The sequence below is a fragment of the Salmonella sp. HY31 genome (assembly GCF_042604575.1).
GTDB lineage: Bacteria > Pseudomonadota > Gammaproteobacteria > Enterobacterales > Enterobacteriaceae > Salmonella > Salmonella diarizonae.
Map to the genome: position 1 here is coordinate 838402 of NZ_CP170479.1, position 17456 is coordinate 855857.

19 protein-coding genes and 5 tRNA genes are annotated in these 17456 nt (G+C 51.4%); 9 read left to right on the top strand and 15 right to left on the bottom strand.

The genetic code is table 11. The features are described from left to right. Positions 1–57: 57 nt before the first annotated feature. The 6 genes from opgB to ACE15A_RS03910 form a co-directional block, all read right to left on the bottom strand. Positions 58–2349: a phosphatidylglycerol--membrane-oligosaccharide glycerophosphotransferase gene (gene opgB, locus ACE15A_RS03885; RefSeq protein ID WP_053507630.1), complete on the bottom strand. Its 2292-nt coding sequence runs from the start codon at positions 2347–2349 to the stop codon at positions 58–60. Positions 2350–2630: 281 nt separating this feature from the next. Beyond that, positions 2631–3122, bottom strand: a complete 492-nt coding sequence (locus ACE15A_RS03890) for a DUF2501 domain-containing protein (RefSeq protein WP_023247530.1) — start codon at positions 3120–3122, stop codon at positions 2631–2633. A 57-nt stretch (positions 3123–3179) separates the two neighbouring features. Next, positions 3180–3917 carry a DNA replication protein DnaC gene (dnaC, locus tag ACE15A_RS03895; protein ID WP_000799924.1) on the bottom strand — a complete coding sequence of 246 codons (738 nt, stop codon included), beginning with the start codon at positions 3915–3917 and terminating at the stop codon, positions 3180–3182. A gap of 2 nt (positions 3918–3919) precedes the next feature. Further along, entirely contained in the window at positions 3920–4459 is a 540-nt protein-coding gene (gene dnaT, locus ACE15A_RS03900) for a primosomal protein DnaT (RefSeq protein WP_053507629.1), read from the bottom strand. A gap of 92 nt (positions 4460–4551) precedes the next feature. Then, positions 4552–5025 (bottom strand): threonine/serine exporter, encoded by a 474-nt coding sequence (locus ACE15A_RS03905; protein ID WP_000511329.1) that lies wholly within the window; start codon positions 5023–5025, stop codon positions 4552–4554. Continuing rightward, positions 5016–5792 carry a threonine/serine exporter ThrE family protein gene (locus ACE15A_RS03910; RefSeq protein ID WP_023247528.1) on the bottom strand — a complete coding sequence of 259 codons (777 nt, stop codon included), beginning with the start codon at positions 5790–5792 and terminating at the stop codon, positions 5016–5018. Before ACE15A_RS03910 ends, ACE15A_RS03905 begins: the two co-directional genes overlap by 10 nt. 709 nt (positions 5793–6501) lie before the next feature. On the opposite strand from ACE15A_RS03910, the gene ACE15A_RS03915 reads away from it, so the two are divergent. Next, positions 6502–7227, top strand: a complete 726-nt coding sequence (locus ACE15A_RS03915; RefSeq protein ID WP_023247527.1) for a response regulator transcription factor — start codon at positions 6502–6504, stop codon at positions 7225–7227. Then, positions 7188–7862 (top strand): DNA-binding transcriptional activator BglJ, encoded by a 675-nt coding sequence (gene bglJ, locus ACE15A_RS03920; RefSeq protein ID WP_077944387.1) that lies wholly within the window; start codon positions 7188–7190, stop codon positions 7860–7862. The genes ACE15A_RS03915 and bglJ overlap by 40 nt, the downstream gene beginning before the upstream one ends. A 51-nt stretch (positions 7863–7913) precedes the next feature. On the opposite strand, the gene ACE15A_RS03925 is transcribed toward bglJ, so the two are convergent. The 3 genes from ACE15A_RS03925 to ACE15A_RS03935 form a co-directional block, all read right to left on the bottom strand. Next, positions 7914–8372 (bottom strand): YbaK/EbsC family protein, encoded by a 459-nt coding sequence (locus ACE15A_RS03925; protein WP_023247525.1) that lies wholly within the window; start codon positions 8370–8372, stop codon positions 7914–7916. Positions 8373–8522: 150 nt separating this feature from the next. Beyond that, a complete protein-coding gene (gene fhuF / locus ACE15A_RS03930) occupies positions 8523–9311 on the bottom strand; it encodes a siderophore-iron reductase FhuF (protein WP_053507627.1) in 789 nt (262 codons plus the stop codon). Positions 9312–9431: 120 nt separating this feature from the next. Next, positions 9432–10487 (bottom strand): GGDEF domain-containing protein, encoded by a 1056-nt coding sequence (locus ACE15A_RS03935; RefSeq protein ID WP_053507626.1) that lies wholly within the window; start codon positions 10485–10487, stop codon positions 9432–9434. A 250-nt stretch (positions 10488–10737) separates the two neighbouring features. On the opposite strand from ACE15A_RS03935, the gene ACE15A_RS03940 reads away from it, so the two are divergent. Beyond that, positions 10738–10974, top strand: coding sequence for a DUF1435 domain-containing protein (locus ACE15A_RS03940; protein ID WP_023247522.1), 237 nt, complete (start codon positions 10738–10740; stop codon positions 10972–10974). Between the two features lie 22 nt (positions 10975–10996). Here ACE15A_RS03940 and ACE15A_RS03945 read toward each other — a convergent pair. From ACE15A_RS03945 to rsmC, 6 genes are all read right to left on the bottom strand, one after another. Next, positions 10997–11083, bottom strand: a tRNA-Leu gene (locus tag ACE15A_RS03945). A gap of 31 nt (positions 11084–11114) precedes the next feature. Further along, positions 11115–11201 (bottom strand) — tRNA-Leu (locus ACE15A_RS03950). A 27-nt stretch (positions 11202–11228) separates the two neighbouring features. Then, positions 11229–11315, bottom strand: a tRNA-Leu gene (locus tag ACE15A_RS03955). A 27-nt stretch (positions 11316–11342) separates the two neighbouring features. Then, positions 11343–11429, bottom strand: a tRNA-Leu gene (locus ACE15A_RS03960). 27 nt (positions 11430–11456) lie between these two features. Next, positions 11457–11543 (bottom strand) — tRNA-Leu (locus tag ACE15A_RS03965). A 190-nt stretch (positions 11544–11733) separates the two neighbouring features. Next, complete coding sequence (rsmC, locus tag ACE15A_RS03970) at positions 11734–12762, bottom strand: 16S rRNA (guanine(1207)-N(2))-methyltransferase RsmC (RefSeq protein WP_053509859.1); 1029 nt, start codon at positions 12760–12762, stop codon at positions 11734–11736. A gap of 102 nt (positions 12763–12864) precedes the next feature. Here rsmC and ACE15A_RS03975 point away from each other — a divergent pair, with 102 nt between their 5' ends. The 6 genes from ACE15A_RS03975 to ACE15A_RS04000 all read left to right on the top strand — a co-directional run bounded on the left by ACE15A_RS03975 (position 12865) and on the right by ACE15A_RS04000 (position 17384). Then, positions 12865–13302, top strand: a complete 438-nt coding sequence (locus tag ACE15A_RS03975) for a DNA polymerase III subunit psi (protein WP_023245593.1) — start codon at positions 12865–12867, stop codon at positions 13300–13302. Beyond that, entirely contained in the window at positions 13247–13693 is a 447-nt protein-coding gene (gene rimI / locus ACE15A_RS03980) for a ribosomal protein S18-alanine N-acetyltransferase (protein WP_023245594.1), read from the top strand. The genes ACE15A_RS03975 and rimI overlap by 56 nt, the downstream gene beginning before the upstream one ends. A gap of 21 nt (positions 13694–13714) precedes the next feature. Next, positions 13715–14392, top strand: coding sequence for a pyrimidine 5'-nucleotidase (gene yjjG, locus ACE15A_RS03985; protein WP_053509861.1), 678 nt, complete (start codon positions 13715–13717; stop codon positions 14390–14392). 91 nt (positions 14393–14483) lie between these two features. Then, a complete protein-coding gene (gene prfC, locus ACE15A_RS03990; RefSeq protein WP_000175965.1) occupies positions 14484–16073 on the top strand; it encodes a peptide chain release factor 3 in 1590 nt (529 codons plus the stop codon). A 403-nt stretch (positions 16074–16476) separates the two neighbouring features. Then, complete coding sequence (osmY, locus tag ACE15A_RS03995; RefSeq protein ID WP_023245596.1) at positions 16477–17094, top strand: molecular chaperone OsmY; 618 nt, start codon at positions 16477–16479, stop codon at positions 17092–17094. A gap of 128 nt (positions 17095–17222) precedes the next feature. Beyond that, positions 17223–17384, top strand: coding sequence for a DUF1328 domain-containing protein (locus ACE15A_RS04000; protein WP_000490276.1), 162 nt, complete (start codon positions 17223–17225; stop codon positions 17382–17384). The last annotated feature ends 72 nt before the right edge of the window (positions 17385–17456 follow it).

A 17456-nucleotide genomic window follows, 5' to 3' on the forward strand; every position in this document is an offset into this window, starting at 1 on the left:
CGATTGTAGGCCGGATAAGACGCGTCAGCGTCGCCATCCGGCGTTGGTTTGCGCGGTTTAACTTTCCGCGTTCACCACTTTGATTTCCACCATCCCGATCCCCAATTTGCGCGGCGAATGGCCCAAAATATTACCTTCGTTGGTAGAGACGGGAACGGGCGGCGCAATGACTAAGGTATTCGCGTCCGTCGGGTTGTTGAAATGCAGTGTGATAGTGGACACATCGTGACCCAGCACCAGCGTCTGTTCTTCGTTGCCTACGCGTACCGGAATCGGGCGATTCGCGTTGTCGCCGAAGGCTTTGGCGGTGATCACCAGATCAAACTTTTTCGGCAGCGGCGCTTTATATTCGATTTTAACTTCATCGCCCAACTGCGCATTTGACCAGCGTCCCCAGGACTCCGGTCGGGAAATACCGCTAAACTGCTTCACCTCCTCCGGCGCGCCCGCGACATTAAAGATAAAGCTATCAGCTTTATAACGAATATCGTTATCGACAATTTTTAAGGTATCGACGTTGCCTTTATAGCGTTGCATATCAATCACCGTCTCTTTAAATGCGGTTTTGCCTTTCCACTGCGCTTTATCGACATGCTGTACGGTTTGTAGCCCGCCAAGCTGTCCCTGTGAGACGCACCAGTCGGTAGAGAGCGCCAGCGCCGGCGCCCATAGCTGCGCCATTTTGTAGCAGCGATCGACCCAAACGAAATTATCGCGCGGGGCGAAGTCGGCCAACTGGAATCGCAGCGGAGCGGAGTATTCGCTTTCCGGTAACGGTTCAACACGCTTATCCGATACGCGCAACAGTAACGGCAGGCGGAAGTGGCTGCCGGAAAACGCGATCATGTTTTTGTCCCGATCGATAGTGAACGCTTTCATCTCTTTCGGGAAATTCCACAGGCGAACAATATCCGGCTTCATCACCAGCACTTTCTCTTTTACATTCAGGAACACTTCCGATAGCGACTGCCCGGAAAGGCTACTGCGTCCCAGACCGATAAAATTATCGCCGCCGAGAATATCCAGCACCGTTGCGCCGTTGTCCATCGTGTTGCGTTTGACCGCCAGCGTCTCCTGCTGCGGTTTATCGCCGCGCAGAATGAAAAACAGATTGTTGCGATCTTGCTTATTCAGGTATTTCCATGCCGTATTATTCATCGCCAGATGGTCGGAAGAGACGACGATAACGGTATCTTTAAACCACGGTGACGCTTTGATTTTGTTGATAAACTCGGCGATGTTTTCCTGGCTGCAACTTACGGCGCTAAAGGACTGGTTGGGCTTGCCGTCGTAATCGTAGCGTTTACGGTTACAGGTGCGTGAGATAAAACCGTCCGGATGGTGAGTATCTACGGTCAGCGTAAACAGCGAAAACCGCTGGCCTGAGCGGGAAAGCGCTTCAAATTTCTTCCATGCCTCATCGAGCACCGTATCGTCGTAGAAGCCCCAGTCGTTACGATAAGACGGGTCCGCCACCACCGTTTTCAGCTCTTCAGCGCCGTACAGATGATCAAATCCGTGTGATTTCAGGAACACGTCTTTCCCGGCAAAACGCAGGTTAGCGCCCTGCACAAAATAGTTCTGGTAGCCGGAGTTTTTCAGAATGTCGCCGAGGCAAATATTCTGCGGGAAGAAGCTGGACACCGACGCTGAGGCATTGCCTTCAAACGGCGCAAACAGCGGAATACCGCACTGGGAAGCCACCATCCCGGCGATGGTGTAATCCGTTCCCGGCAGTTGTATGGTATGGCTGAAATCCAGCCCCTCATTTTTCAGCGCGCCCAGCTCCGGCGTGAGATTGGGGAAGGCGTCATTATCAAAATAGGTCCGTTCCAGGCTTTCGCCGTAGATATAGACCAGATTGAGCTTTGGATTAGGAATGGTTTTTGCCGGTTCTTTATAATAAACGGCAAAGTCCGGATCGCCATCGCGCGTTTGTGATTTTACCAGTTCGGTGATCTGACGAAACGCCGGGCTGGCGTCGACCGAACCCAACGCCAGCAGTAACGCCAGCAGACTGTAACCGACATGATGAGGACGGTGACGGCGGCGGCGTAGTACCCATCCCAGCGCGCCGAATACCGCCACTAACGCAAGGACAATGCCGATTCCTGGCAGAATATATTTGCCGACTCCCGCTCCCGTCAGGCTATTAGTGAGCGTATAAAGCACGGCATCGTTGATCCCGTCGCCGGTAAAATAGTCGCTGGCATACAGGGTAATATTCAGAATGACAAAAAGTCCCAGCACCGTGAGAGTGGCGGCAAACCACCAGGTGTTACGGCCCGCCTTCCAGGCATATATCAGCACAGAGGCGAGAAACAGGGCGACAGAGAGTAACTCGGACAACTGACGATCCTCAATAAACCAGGCTTATGGCTGGCAGGAAAAATTTTCTAACAATGTAATAGCGATGTCACATTGCTGCAATTCTAATGACATTACACGGTGCTGTTATTCAGAATTAGTTTAGAAGGTTGGTTTTTTGAACGACATCACTTCCCGTATAGCGGTTACTAACAGGAAAAGACGGAAGGAAAAGTCGGGTGAATGCCGCGCTGGCCGGTAAAGGGCCAAAACACGGCTTTTATCAGGGCATCCCCGGGTGGCGTAAGGCCATAAAAGCGCCGTCAGGAGAGGAAATTCAGCCCTTGCTGCAACACAAGATCACAGGCTTTGGTTTTCACCTTTTCCGCCAGCGGCGTACTGCCGATATTATTGAGGTTCAACTGCTGACCGTCCTTCGTCTTGAGCAATCCTTGCAGGCCGTCCAGGTAGTTAGTGTCCTGCTTCTGTTGTGTGGTATCCAACCCCAGCTTGTTCAGAATCTGATTTTTAACGTTCTCCACGTTGGTGGCGGACGCCAGTTTCTGTTTGGCGCAGTACTGCAAGATACCAGCGGCATTATTCATATTATCGGCGCTGAGCGACTGGGCGCCGTTGCTGAGCAGACCGGTTAGCGCAGAAAGCGACATCCCGCCCTGCTGTGAGTCCGCGTCCTGAGCGCTTAACTGACTGGCGGCGCTGGAAAGCGAATCCTGCCAGGAGGCGGCGATACCGCTGGTGGAAATCAGTACGCTGGCGACCGCCGCGCAGCACAGAACATGTTTCGCTGTATTCATGGTAATCACCTGTGTTATGCCAGCCAGGCGTAGTATCGCCCTGGAGCACGCTGCAATTTAATACTCTTTACCCGTCACCCGACTGCGGTAACTGTCCCAGGTAAAATTAACCCATAAACTGTTGCCGAGACGCATACGGTCCATGACGCGTTCGCCAAGCATTTTCGTCATCTCTTCCATATTGCTGTTCGTCAACATGCCGGTGGGACGTTTTGACGAAGAACGACGATCGACAATTTGATTGATGATCACTTTTTCATAGCGGGATTCAGTCTGCACGCCGATCTCGTCGATCACCAACAGATCAACGTTACTAAGATCGTTAAGCAACTGCTCTTCGCTGGTTTCCCGATTGCTGAACGTGTCTTTCATCGCTGACATAATATCCGCTACGGTGATAATCAGTACCGACTTTCCGCGCAGCAGCAGCTCGTTACAAATAGCCGCGGCGAGATGGTTTTTACCGGTTCCCGGCTTTCCGGAAAAGACAAAGCTAGCGATATTGCCGTCAAATTCATCAACGTACTGTCGGGCTTTGCTTAACGCGTTCATTTGTCCATCGCACTCAACCCGATAGTTATCAAACGAACAGTTCTGATGCAGCGGTCGAATGCCGGAACGGTTAAACGTGCGCTGCATTTTCATCGCCCGGTTTTCCCGCGCCAGCGCCGCCGCCCGGATCTCGCCTTGCTCTTTCTGCCACGCCAGTAGTTCTTCGCCCGTTTTAAACGCCGGCGTAATATGCGCAGGCATCATTTTTTGTAGACGCTGCATCAGGTCGCCAACATTTTTCATCGTTACCCCCTAAAACCTGGTGGAATATGATTGTCAGGTTCGCTGACGCTATTGATGTCGCGCTGCGGCATTCCGCCATTGCTGGAACGGCTGATTTGCACGCTGCGCGCCAGCTTTTGCTGCCACTGGATATGGTGAAAAACCTTACCTTCCGCCTGCCAGTAGGCGATAAACGCCGCCAGCTCTTCTGCGGTGACCGGCTCCCGGAGCGCCACGCCCCAAAGGGCGGCCTGACGTTGAAAATCCGCATCCGGTTGCCAGGCGGGATACATGGCGAATTTTCCGCAGGGAATCGCAACGGGGGCGGCTTCGGGTTCTTCGTAAAATTGCGCGTCTAACGCCACATCGCTTCCCGGACGTGATAACTTTTCTTCAAGCGCCAGCAGTTCAGCCATGCGCGCGGGCGTCACGGCATAAAACGCAGGCGCATTATTAGCGAATACCGCCACCGCGCCGCCCGTTGACTTCGTCAGCACGGCCTGGTGATCGTGTAAAAGGGCGTCAATACCGATGACGTTCGACGTTAAGATTCTGGAAGACATAATGTTTCTCAATATGGAACAACAACCGAGAAGGGCGACTGTTTTTATAGTACCACACAGACCTGTAAGAACAGCAGGAGGCGTTCCATTGATTACACGCGGGGGCGTTTGCGGTACAGCCATAATCCCGGTACAGAGAGGCCGATTGAGAGCGCGCCAACGATGGAAGAGGCTTTAAGGAAATTTGTCAGCAGCGTAATCATCATCGGTTCGCTATAGCCCAGATGACTAATTTTTACTGCGGAAATCATCGCGGTATAGGCGGAAATCCCCGGAAACATCGGGATCACCGCCGCGACGGTAAAAACTTTAGGGTGAGCGAGATACCAGCGCGACCATTGAATACCAATACTGCCGACCAGCAACGAAGCCATAAACGTCGACCATTCGATATTAAAGCCAGCACTCATCATGAGCATACGCGAGCCATGACCCAACGCCCCCAGTAGCGCGCACCACGGAAGCGCCCGGTGGGGAACATTAAAGACCATCGCAAATCCGACTGCGGGAATCGCAGACAGGATCATGTCCTGCATTAGCGCCAGTAAAAAGTCGATTATACCCATCCTCGTAGTCCCCATACTGTCATCGACATCACCACGCCCACACAGGTGGCCAGTGTCAGTAGGCTGGCGATAGCCCAGCGCGCCAGCCCGGTATTAATATGTCCTTTAAACATATCTGCGACGGAATTAATCAGCGGAAAGCCCGGCACCAGCAAAAGTACGCTCGCCGCCATGGCGATAGTGGGCGTCTGGCTAAAGGCGGGAAGGGTGAGCATCAGCCCGGAAATTGTGGTAGCGACAAAGGCGGTGATGCAAAAATTGATCTGTGGATGTAAATGTCGTTGCGCCAGCATCTGGCGAATATACATGGCTATCATACTGGCGAAAAAGGTGATAACCGCGCCATCCCAGCCGCCATTATTCAGCTTACAAAAGCAGGCGCAGGAGAGGCCGACCATAAACGCCACCAGCCAGCGCGGATAACGCAGCGGGCGGAGCTGACTAAAGCGTTTTTCCACGCCTTTGTAATCCAGCAGGCGATGTTCCGCGAGGATAACGATATGCTGAACCTCCGTGACGACGTGCATATTAATGCCGCGATCCTGGTTTTTACGTGTCGATGTCAGGCATTGTCCGTCTTTGATGGTAGTCAGTACAATGGCGTTAGAGGAGATCGCGCTTTCGACGCTATCCATGCCGAGCGCCAAACCGAGGCGGGTGGAAAGCTCATCAACCAGTGCGCTTTCCGCCCCGTGCTGTAATAAAAAAAGCCCGCATTGAATACATAATCGTGTTACCGCTCGTTGAACTGACTGCTCTTCTTGCATGACTCGTCCTGTACGAAAAGACATTTTATGCGCCATCACTATGACGCAGGCTTTCTTTTTAACACGAAGCACAGGCGTGATGGCGTTGGTTAAGATCAATTTTTTGTTGATAAAAACGCCAGTCGCCAGGCGCAACGCATAAGACTCTTCAGGTTTGCGCCAATTGCAGGCTGAACCTCTCATGGACGACGGTTCTTGTATGTCCGTTTCCAGAATAGACACATTATGCCAGTCTGGCCGTTCGTTTTTGAATCAATTATGAGGTGAATTTTATCAACTCTATACATTAATCGTTTAACAACGACGGTGTGAGCGGCAGGTGTAAAAATAGGTATGGCATAGCGTAATTCGCAGGTATGGCGCGGATTTTCTGGGTAACTGTCAGTATTGCTGGGCTTCTGTTTTAGGGGGGCAATATGAATGAATGGCGAATCCATATTCTAAATTTATTAATATAATAAGATTGCGTTAGAATTACTAATGTGCAAATTTAGTTAATTTAATTGTCTTGCTTCTGGTTTTATGAGTAACTATGCGATAGTGATTTCATGTTTTTGTACTATGTGGATTGTAGCGCAATCAACGTTATATCTCTAAAACTAAAACAAGGATAATTAATTCACTCGGTCTATATTTCTTTGTGCTCGTTGTTAATAGCGTTTTTATTAACAGGACTCTGGAAAAGAGGGCGCGTGGGTACGGAGGAATTATGCTGCCAGGATGCTGCAAAAATGGACTTATTATCAGTAAAACCCCCCTTATACAGGAAGGTCTTAAAGGGGCTATAACAGGTAATTTCCCTGATTATAAACTAGCGTATTGTCGCACGATAGAAGAGCTAACACTGTTACAGCTACGCCGAAGCAGTTTAGTTATTGCTGATTTAGCGGTTAACAATGCCTCTTCCCGTGCTATCTGCGAATATTTTTATAGCTTACTATCGCAATATCGTGACATACATTGGCTATTTCTGGTTCCTAAATCCTGTTATCCACATGCGGTTGATCTCCTGATGGGCCCCGTCAGCACGTTGCTTTCAGACGAAGAGCCTATCGAGAATCTTATTAGCGTTATCCGTGCGGGAAACGCTCACTCTGAAAGAATAAGCAAAACGCTATTATCGCCTCAAATACCATCTGAACTTCAGGAATCCGGCGGCAGGTCGATTGTCCTTACGCTGTCTGAACGAAAAGTATTACGCCTTTTAGGGAAAGGGTGGGGCATTAACCAAATTGCGGCATTACTTAAAAAAAGTAATAAAACAATTAGCGCCCAAAAAAATAGCGCCATGCGACGCTTATCAATACACAGCAATGCAGAGATGTATGCATGGATAAACAGTTCTCAGGGAGCCAGAGAATTGAATCTACCTTCGGTATATGGAGAAACCATGGAATGGAAAACAGAATCAGTAAGAGAAATGTTGCGCTCGTAGAAAAATGCGTAATGAGCAACGTTGGTATTAAAGGGTTATTTGATGCGATGCCGGATTGCCAACATACGCTTCATATTTTTTCAAAACCGTCCGCATTTTATAAGGCTGCGCTAAAGACGTCGTTTTATGCCGTTATTTTTTCCCTCTCTGCGTTAAGAACTGAACGCCGGACAGGATTAGCTTGTCTGACGGAGCTGGCGATAAATTATCCTCATATGCGGCATCTGGTGATTGCAGATGATGATGTTGAAGCTCGCTTAATCAGCGCGCTATCTCCCCTGCCGCTGGATGGGGTCATCAGCAAAGCGTCGCCGTTGGACGTTTTACAGGATGCCTTATTTACATCGCTTAATGGCACCCGGCGGACGACGGAGCGTACAGGCAATCTTTGGGAGCTTCACCAGAATTGTATGCTTAGCCCAACCGAGCGGGAGATTCTGCGTTTTATGTCAAACGGCTACTCAATGCCGCAAATCGCCGTCCAGTTAGAACGTAACATTAAGACCATTCGGGCGCATAAATTTAATGTTATGTCCAAACTGGGCGTGAGTTCTGATGCCGGGTTACTCGATGCGGCGGATATTCTGTTATATCTGCGCGCCGGAGATGCTACCGCGCTCCAGCATCGGGTATAGCCTGCGCCAAATGCGCTGTGCTTGTCCGGGGTATCCGGGCGCCAGGGCACGTTATTGGCACACGTCTACCCAGGTCGCCGATGTCAGTTCAGCCATTCTTTCCGGTGTGATGCGTACCGCGCTATGCGTGGCGCCTGCGGCAGGCAATACTTCGTTATATCCCTTCAGAGAGACGTCGCAGTAAACGGGCAGCGGGTGTTCCAGCCCGAAGGGGCATACGCCGCCAACAGGATGTCCGGTTGCATTGACTACTTCATCGCTGCTCAACATACGAGCTTTTGCGCCGAAGGTGGTTTTAAGCTTCTTATTATCCAGGCGGGCATCGCCTTTAGCGACCACCAGGATAATGGTGTCTTTTACTTTAAGCGAGAGCGTTTTGGCTATCTGCCCAGGCTCCACGTTGTGCGCTTTGGCTGCCAGTTCGACAGTCGCTGTACTTTGATTTAATTCGATAATTTCAATATCGGGAGCATGATCGGCCAGAAATTGCCGTACAGATTGCAGACTCATTCTTCTCTCCTGAGACCTTACCAATAGCCACGGTAGACCCAAAAATGGCAAAACGTAATTTGTCATAAGGAGAGCGTCGCTGTAAATATAATAATGTTACAGGCCAACAACAGTAAGCCGTGACGATAACGGAATACAACGTAAAGCGGTTTACTTTAGCGTGCAGTCGCCGCACTGCTGTACGTCAGGTAAGCGGTAACGCTGGCAGCAGGTTCTGCGTACCAGAAGACCGTCGCGCATTACAACGGTCCGCCACAGCGGGTTATCCTGACCGTTAGAGAGCTGCTTTTCAAAAAAACAGCGCTGGCGTAGCGCTGCCAGCAGGGCTTCGCCAAGCAGCGGCTTCATCTCAGTCAGATACCAGTTGATTAAATAACCGGTATTGCTCCAGATTAGTTTGGCGTTGATGTCGCCAGTCGCCTCCAGCGCCTGAACGACCGGCTGCAGTGTGGAGACTACCAGCGTTTCCATTCGTTCTTCCGGGGAACGCATCGTTGTCAGGTTATCCTGATACACATCAAGCCAGAAACACGCTGCGCGCCCGGTTTCATGAAATTCAACGTGAATATGTTCCGCGGAGACATTGATAGCGCGCGCTTGCGTCAGTAATGCCAGCATCAACGGCGGCGCCATCAGCCCGATATACCATTGCGCCCACAGGGAGAGTAACGGCTTATTTTCACGTGGCAGGCCTGGCGTGTTCCGATAGATGTGATCGGAATAGACGGCCAGCAATGAACGGAACGTCGCGGGGCGCGTCCACTGGGTAAGAGTCATCGCCGTTGGCGGGGGCGTTTCATCCAGCCGGATGAAGTCCAGCAGGTGCTCACGGGTAGAGGCGATCGTCTCACGTACCGCTTCCGCCAACGAGGCGTCTTCCGGCTGGAGAGCGGCTCGCCAGATAATATCGTCAGCAATCGGTGCGGAACGGTAGGCCATAGCGCAATTTAATGATGTTAATCTAAATGATAATGATTTCTAATCCTATCGATAGCGATAAACGATGGCAAGCGGTTTATGGTTAACGTTGTCGGCGTAGCACGATTACGCCAGCAGTATTCATATGGTGTCGCTGACCAGAATGTGGTTACGTCCAAGATGCTTGGCTTCGTAGAGCGCTTTATCCGCTTTTTCAATAGCGTCCCCGATATTGCGATCCGTCAGCGGCGCAATGCCGATACTGACGGTAACATTGGTGGCAACGCTTTCGTTAAACATATGCGGGATTTTAAGATCGTATACTTTCTGTCGGATACGTTCTGCGGTAGCGCGGGCCTGCTGTGGTTCGGCGGCGGTCAGCAACACCAGAAATTCTTCACCGCCAAAACGGCAGACGACATCGCGCGATCGCACGGCGTCCCGAATTGCCGCTGAGACGCGAATTAACGCCTGATCGCCCATCATATGACCGTAATGATCGTTATACGCTTTGAAATGATCGATATCCAATAGCAGGACATAATGTTCATGGCTATCCTGCACCTGTAGCGTATCCAGCCGACTTTGCAGGCCACGGCGGTTATATAAGCCGGTTAATGGATCAAGCAGACTCAGGCCGTTGAGGGTTTCCCGCTCGGTCAGCAGCGTAAACATGAGTTGCTGAGCGAAGTTATCGTAGCGTTTCTGGATAACATGCTGGATAGCGATTCCCACCATCGGCAAGGCCAGTAAATAGAGGATTCGCAAACCCTGTTCATGACCGTTCAGCCACAGGCAGACTGCGACTGACGGTAAAGAGTGGAGTGTAAACGCGACGATATTCGCGGCAAAGGCTATCGAGCCGATAAACAGCACGCTAAGCAGGGAAATCAGTAAAAAAGAGAAATCATAATGGCCTAACGCCGGGTACTTCAGCGCAATATGCGCTGCCCACAATCCCCCAAAGAGTATGGAGATAAAGGGAAGGTTAACTCTTTTTTGCCCATATTTCCCATGCCATACCAACAGTAATACGCTCAGGACCAATATCCCTATCATCGGTGCGCAAAATACGTTGATCTGATAAAGGGGGAAAACGAGAGTAAACAGCGCCGATACGGCGTTGAGAAACAAGAAAAGACGTAAAGAAAACTGATACTTCTTAATACGAAGCGATCGCCAGGATGGTGTTGTCATGGGTAATTGTCGTTATTTATCGGTGATATACACGGAATCGGGCGCCAACATGAAAATAACGTGCGAGAAAAGGTCGCATAAAGCGAGGTGTTGTTGTTTTTACGTTAACAGTCGGACAATTTATCACCTTACTGAATACGTGTCATCAACCGTTAAGTAAAACTCATCTATTTAGCTTTCTCTCTGGCTGACAAATGAGAAAATATATCATATGATATTGGTTATCATTATCGATTTCAGAGGTGAAACCATGTTGCAGCGGACGTTAGGCAGCGGATGGGGCGTATTATTGCCTGGAGTTATTATCGTTGGACTGGCGTTTACCGGCCTGTCAGCTTATGTACTGAAGCTGTTGATTGTATCAGGATTGCTACTGTCTGCGCTGATGTTGTATCACAAACAATTACGGCATTTTGTGCTGCTGCCATCGTGTATGGCGCTTATTGGCGGCATGATGCTGGCGGTGATGAACTGGAATCAGGGATGAAATAGAGGAAGGATAAGATAATTGGTGCGAGGGGGGGGACTTGAACCCCCACGTCCGTAAGGACACTAACACCTGAAGCTAGCGCGTCTACCAATTCCGCCACCTTCGCACAGTTATCTTACTTTTTGATATTGCCTCGTTGGTGCGAGGGGGGGGACTTGAACCCCCACGTCCGTAAGAACACTAACACCTGAAGCTAGCGCGTCTACCAATTCCGCCACCTTCGCCCAGTGCAAGCAATATCAACGTGGTTTTGGTGCGAGGGGGGGGACTTGAACCCCCACGTCCGTAAGGACACTAACACCTGAAGCTAGCGCGTCTACCAATTCCGCCACCTTCGCCCAGTGCAAGCAATATCAACGTGGTTTTGGTGCGAGGGGGGGGACTTGAACCCCCACGTCCGTAAGGACACTAACACCTGAAGCTAGCGCGTCTACCAATTCCGCCACCTTCGCCCAGTGCAAGCAATATCAACGTGGTTTTGGTGCGAGGGGGGGGACTTGAACCCCCACGTCCGTAAGGACACTAACACCTGAAGCTAGCGCGTCTACCAATTCCGCCACCTTCGCATACCATCGATTCTTGAAAAGAATCACTACCACGGAGGCGCATTCTAGTGGTTTTCAGCTATTCGTCAATAGTTAATTGCATGGGATAGATTGATTGCTGCAAAAATGGGCGCGAGCCGTAGGTCGGAGAAGACGCTTTGCGTCGCCATCCGGCATATGCTGCCAGATGGCGCTGCGCTTATCAGGCCAACTATTTCTTCGCCTGACGGGTCATCACAGTACGATAAACCTTAAAGCGCCCGGTTTGCGCGATGACTTCATGGAAGCCAAAAGTCTCATCCAGAATCTTAGGATAGGGCAGAAAGGCGTTCGCCACGATGCGTAACTCTCCACCGCTGTTCAGATGGCGCACTGCGCCGCGAATGAGCGTTTGCGCCGCATCAAGGCTGGTTTGCATTCCGTCGTGGAACGGCGGGTTGGAAATGATCATGTCAAAACGTCCTTTGACTTCTGAAAAGACGTTACTGGCGAATACCTCGCCTTCAAGACCATTAGCGGCAAGCGTGGCGCGGCTGGCTTCCACCGCCGGAGCGCTGACGTCACACAGCGTCAGGCGCACTTTCGGCGAATGGCTGGCCAGCGCGGCGGAAAGCACGCCAGCGCCGCAGCCGACATCCAGCACTTTACCTTTGGTGTGCGGCGTCAGCGTAGACAGCAGCAGTTGGCTCCCGACATCCAGTCCGTCACGGCTGAATACGCCCGGCAACGTTTTGATGGTCAGACCGTCGATGCTGTACTCGGCCCACCAGGATTCGAGACTGAAGCGTGGCTGCTTTTCAAGACGCCCATGATAAAGGCCGCAACGTCGCGCGCTATCTACTTTGTTCAGCGGCGCATAGTCCGTCAGCATCTGTTCGGCGCTACGCACGCCGCTGCGGTTTTCCCCCACGACGAAAACATCGACGCCAGACGGCATCAGCGACAAAATATTCATCAACTGGAACTGCGCTTCGGGTTTATTTTTCGGCCAGTAGTAGATCAGCGTATCGCAGTCAGCGACATCGCTGGCTTGCGCTACCAGGCTAAAACGGACGTTATCGCCCATCTGGCGGCTTAACACCTGCCAGTGGTGAAACTGTTGCGTATGCGCGCGGCTGGCGGCGCATTCGAAGCGCGCGGGCAGGTCATCCTGCAAATCTCCGGCAAAAAGAATACGGCTTTGTTCGAAATCATCACTGTGGCGCAGCAAGACTTCACTTGCCGGGGTAAAAGCAGACATGGAATGCTCCTTAATTCAGACTGGCGGCGATTATAGTAGTTTGATGGCGCAGATTCGACAGATTTGCTATATTTGCGCCCCTGATTACAGGAGCGTTTCGCTATGACATCCCGACGAGACTGGCAGTTACAGCAACTGGGTATTACGCAGTGGGCGCTGCGACGTCCTGGCGCGCTACAGGGCGAGATTGCGATTTCCCTTCCCGCGCACGTTCGTCTGATTGTGGTCGCAGAGGAATTACCGGCGCTGAGCGAGCCGCTAATGTGCGATATTTTACGTGCGATGACCGTGAATCCCGATCAGGTTTTACCACTGACGCCTGAGCGCGTCGCCATGCTGCCGCAGGGCAGCCGTTGTAATAGCTGGCGGTTAGGAACTGACGCGCCGCTCCAACTCGAAGGCGCCCAGGTCACGACGCCGGCGTTTAATGAACTCCGGGCAAACCCGGCGGCACGCGCCGCACTATGGCAACAAATCTGCGAACATGAACACGATTTCTATCCTCAGCACGACCGATCTCCCCGCAGCCTGGCAGATTGAACAACGCGCTCATGCGTTTCCGTGGAGCGAAAAAACGTTTTTCGGCAACCAGGGCGAACGGTATCTCAACTTTCAGTTAACCGCTGACGGCAGAATGGCCGCGTTTGCCATTACACAGGTGGTGTTGGATGAAGCGACGCTGTTCAATATTGCCGTCGATCCGGATTTTCAGCGCCGGGGGCTGGGGCGTATGCTGCTTGAGCATCTGATTGATGAACTGGAAAAACGCGGCGTTGTAACGTTATGGCTGGAGGTGCGCGCTTCTAACGTTGCCGCCATCGCGCTGTATGAAAGTCTGGGGTTTAACGAGGCGACGATTCGCCGCAATTACTATCCCACAGCACAAGGGCATGAGGACGCCATCATCATGGCGTTACCGATAAGCATGTAATAAAAGAGGCAAGGTGTAATGATGAAGTGGGACTGGATTTTCTTTGATGCCGATGAAACGCTGTTTACGTTTGATTCTTTCACCGGCTTACAGCGGATGTTCCTTGACTATAGCGTCACCTTTACCGCTGAGGATTTCCAGGATTATCAGGCCGTGAATAAGCCGCTATGGGTGGATTATCAGAACGGCGCGATTACCTCATTACAATTGCAGCACGCGCGCTTTCAAAGTTGGGCTGAACGGCTAAACGTTGCGCCGGGGCTGCTGAATGACGCTTTTATTAATGCGATGGCGGAGATCTGTTCTCCCTTGCCAGGCGCCGTTTCGCTGCTTAATGCGATTCGCGGGCAGGCTAAAATTGGTATTATTACTAACGGTTTTACCGCGCTACAACAAATTCGACTGGAGCGCACCGGGCTGCGAGAGTATTTCGATCTGCTGGTGATTTCCGAGCAGGTTGGCGTCGCGAAGCCCGATCCGAAAATCTTTAACTACGCCCTGGAGCAGGCGGGGAATCCTGACCGCTCGCGCGTATTAATGGTTGGCGATACCGCGGAATCCGATATTCTTGGCGGCATTAACGCCGGGCTATCGACCTGCTGGCTCAACGCGCATCATCGCGAGCAGCCCGCGGGTATTCATCCAACCTGGACTGTGGCGTCATTAAGCGAACTGGAGCAGCTCCTGTGTAAACACTGATTGCCTCCCCCAGGTTGATGGGTAAAATAGCCGCATTTTTCGTATTCAACATGCGTGGTCAAACACCGCGCTTACTCAAGAAGATTTGACTATGACGTTGTCTCCTTATTTGCAAGAGGTGGCCAAACGCCGCACCTTTGCCATTATTTCTCACCCGGACGCCGGTAAAACCACCATTACCGAAAAAGTGTTACTGTTCGGACAGGCAATTCAGACCGCCGGTACAGTAAAGGGCCGCGGTTCCAGCCAGCATGCAAAATCTGACTGGATGGAGATGGAAAAACAGCGTGGTATCTCCATCACCACCTCGGTGATGCAGTTCCCGTATCATGACTGCCTGGTGAACCTGCTGGATACCCCAGGGCACGAAGATTTCTCCGAAGATACCTACCGTACCCTGACGGCGGTGGACTGCTGTCTGATGGTTATCGACGCCGCGAAAGGCGTTGAGGACAGGACCCGCAAGCTGATGGAAGTCACCCGTCTGCGCGATACGCCGATCCTCACCTTTATGAACAAACTCGACCGCGATATCCGCGACCCGATGGAGTTGCTGGATGAAGTGGAAAATGAGCTGAAAATCGGCTGCGCGCCGATCACCTGGCCGATTGGCTGCGGCAAGCTGTTCAAGGGCGTTTATCATCTTTATAAAGATGAAACTTATCTGTATCAGACCGGTAAGGGCCACACCATTCAGGAAGTGCGCATCGTTAAGGGGCTGAATAACCCGGATCTGGATGCCGCCGTGGGTGAAGATCTGGCGCAGCAACTGCGCGACGAGCTGGAGCTGGTGCAGGGCGCTTCTAACGAGTTTGATGAAGAGCTGTTCCTGGCAGGGGAAATTACCCCGGTATTTTTCGGCACCGCGCTGGGTAACTTTGGCGTTGACCATATGCTGGATGGTTTAGTGGCGTGGGCACCCGCGCCGATGCCGCGTCAAACCGATACCCGCACGGTGGAGGCCTCGGAAGAGAAGTTCACCGGTTTTGTCTTTAAAATTCAGGCCAATATGGACCCGAAACACCGCGACCGTGTGGCGTTTATGCGCGTGGTTTCCGGCAAGTATGAGAAAGGTATGAAGCTACGTCAGGTCCGTACCGGCAAAGATGTGGTGATTTCCGACGCGTTAACTTTTATGGCGGGCGACCGTTCGCACGTTGAAGAAGCGTACCCGGGCGATATTTTGGGTCTGCATAACCACGGCACCATTCAGATCGGCGATACCTTCACCCAGGGCGAGATGATGAAGTTTACCGGTATCCCGAACTTTGCGCCGGAACTGTTCCGTCGTATTCGCCTGAAAGATCCGCTGAAGCAGAAGCAGCTACTGAAAGGGCTGGTGCAGCTTTCTGAAGAGGGGGCGGTTCAGGTATTCCGTCCTATCTCCAACAACGATTTGATTGTCGGCGCCGTGGGCGTTCTGCAGTTTGATGTTGTCGTCGCGCGCCTGAAAAGCGAATACAACGTTGAGGCGATTTATGAATCCGTCAACGTGGCGACGGCGCGCTGGGTTGAAAGCGCCGATGCGAAGAAATTCGAAGAGTTTAAGCGTAAGAATGAAACGCAACTGGCGCTGGATGGCGGCGACAACCTCACCTATATCGCCCCAACGATGGTTAACCTGAACCTGACCCAGGAACGTTACCCTGACGTTCAGTTCCGTAAAACGCGCGAACACTGATCCCTTTCCGGCGCGGCATCCGCCGCGCCTTCGTACTTTCCCAGCCTTTTTAACTGCTTACGGAATGTTCTTAAATCCCGCATTTTTTCTCTGATCTGCCTGTTTTTTATACGTACCGACAAGCGATTTTAGAATTGTGATCTATATTTAACAAAGTGATGACATAAATGTCGGCTTTAATGCCTGTTCAATGCGTGAATGTTAGAGCTTAAAGCTGAGATTTGTTTCAGTCACGATATTAATAACTGAAACGGAAGGGTGGCAGGCGACGCGTCGTTACAAATTCACGAATGTGACGCCAGTCATTGACTTCAGAAACCGGTGAATTTTTTCACCGCATTCAGCAATGCAACCTCGTGTTGCCTGAGCTCAAATTACGAGCAAACTATACAGGACAAAATCGATGACTATGACAAGACTGAAGATTTCTAAAACTCTGCTGGCCGTAATGTTGACCTCTGCTGTTGCGACAGGTTCTGCCTTTGCAGAAAACGCAACAACGGACAAGGCGCAAAGCGGAACCGAAACCGCGGGGCAAAAAGTCGATAGCTCTATGAATAAAGTCGGTAACTTCATGGATGACAGCGCCATCACTGCGAAAGTAAAAGCCGCGCTGGTGGACCATGACAACATTAAAAGCACTGATATTTCTGTCGAAACCAATAAGAAAGTTGTCACTCTGAGCGGCTTTGTGGAAAGCCAGGCGCAGGCTGAAGCCGCCGTGAAAGTGGCGAAAGGCGTAGAGGGCGTGACCTCCGTTAGCGACAAACTTCACGTTCGTGACAGTAAAGAAGGTTCTGTGAAAGGCTATGCCGGCGATACGGCCACGACCAGTGAAGTCAAAGCCAAGTTGCTGGCGGATGATCTCGTCCCTTCCCGTAAAGTGAAAGTGGAAACGACCGATGGCGTCGTACAGCTCTCCGGTACCGTTGAAACTCAGGAACAAAGCGACCGCGCTGAAAGCATCGCGAAAGCCGTTGATGGCGTAAAAAGTGTTAAAAACGATCTGAAAGTTCAGTAATTCGTCGTAATTCGTCCTCCCGACGTTTGTCGGGAGGCGTAATGTGCACCACACTAAAAATATCGCGAATGAGTAGGTTGAGCGCTCATATTTAGCGGTCGACATTAACTATGGTAAAGGAGAGGCTTATGTTTCGTTGGGGCATTATATTTCTGGTTATCGCGTTAATTGCCGCCGCATTGGGTTTTGGTGGACTGGCTGGTACGGCTGCTGGCGCGGCGAAAATCGTCTTCGTCGTCGGGATCGTACTCTTCCTGGTCAGCCTGTTCATGGGCCGTAAACGACCCTAGCAGGCATCTGTAAAGATATATTGCTACCAAGCCAGTCCAGCGGACTGGCTTTTACGGTTTTAGCCGCCAACG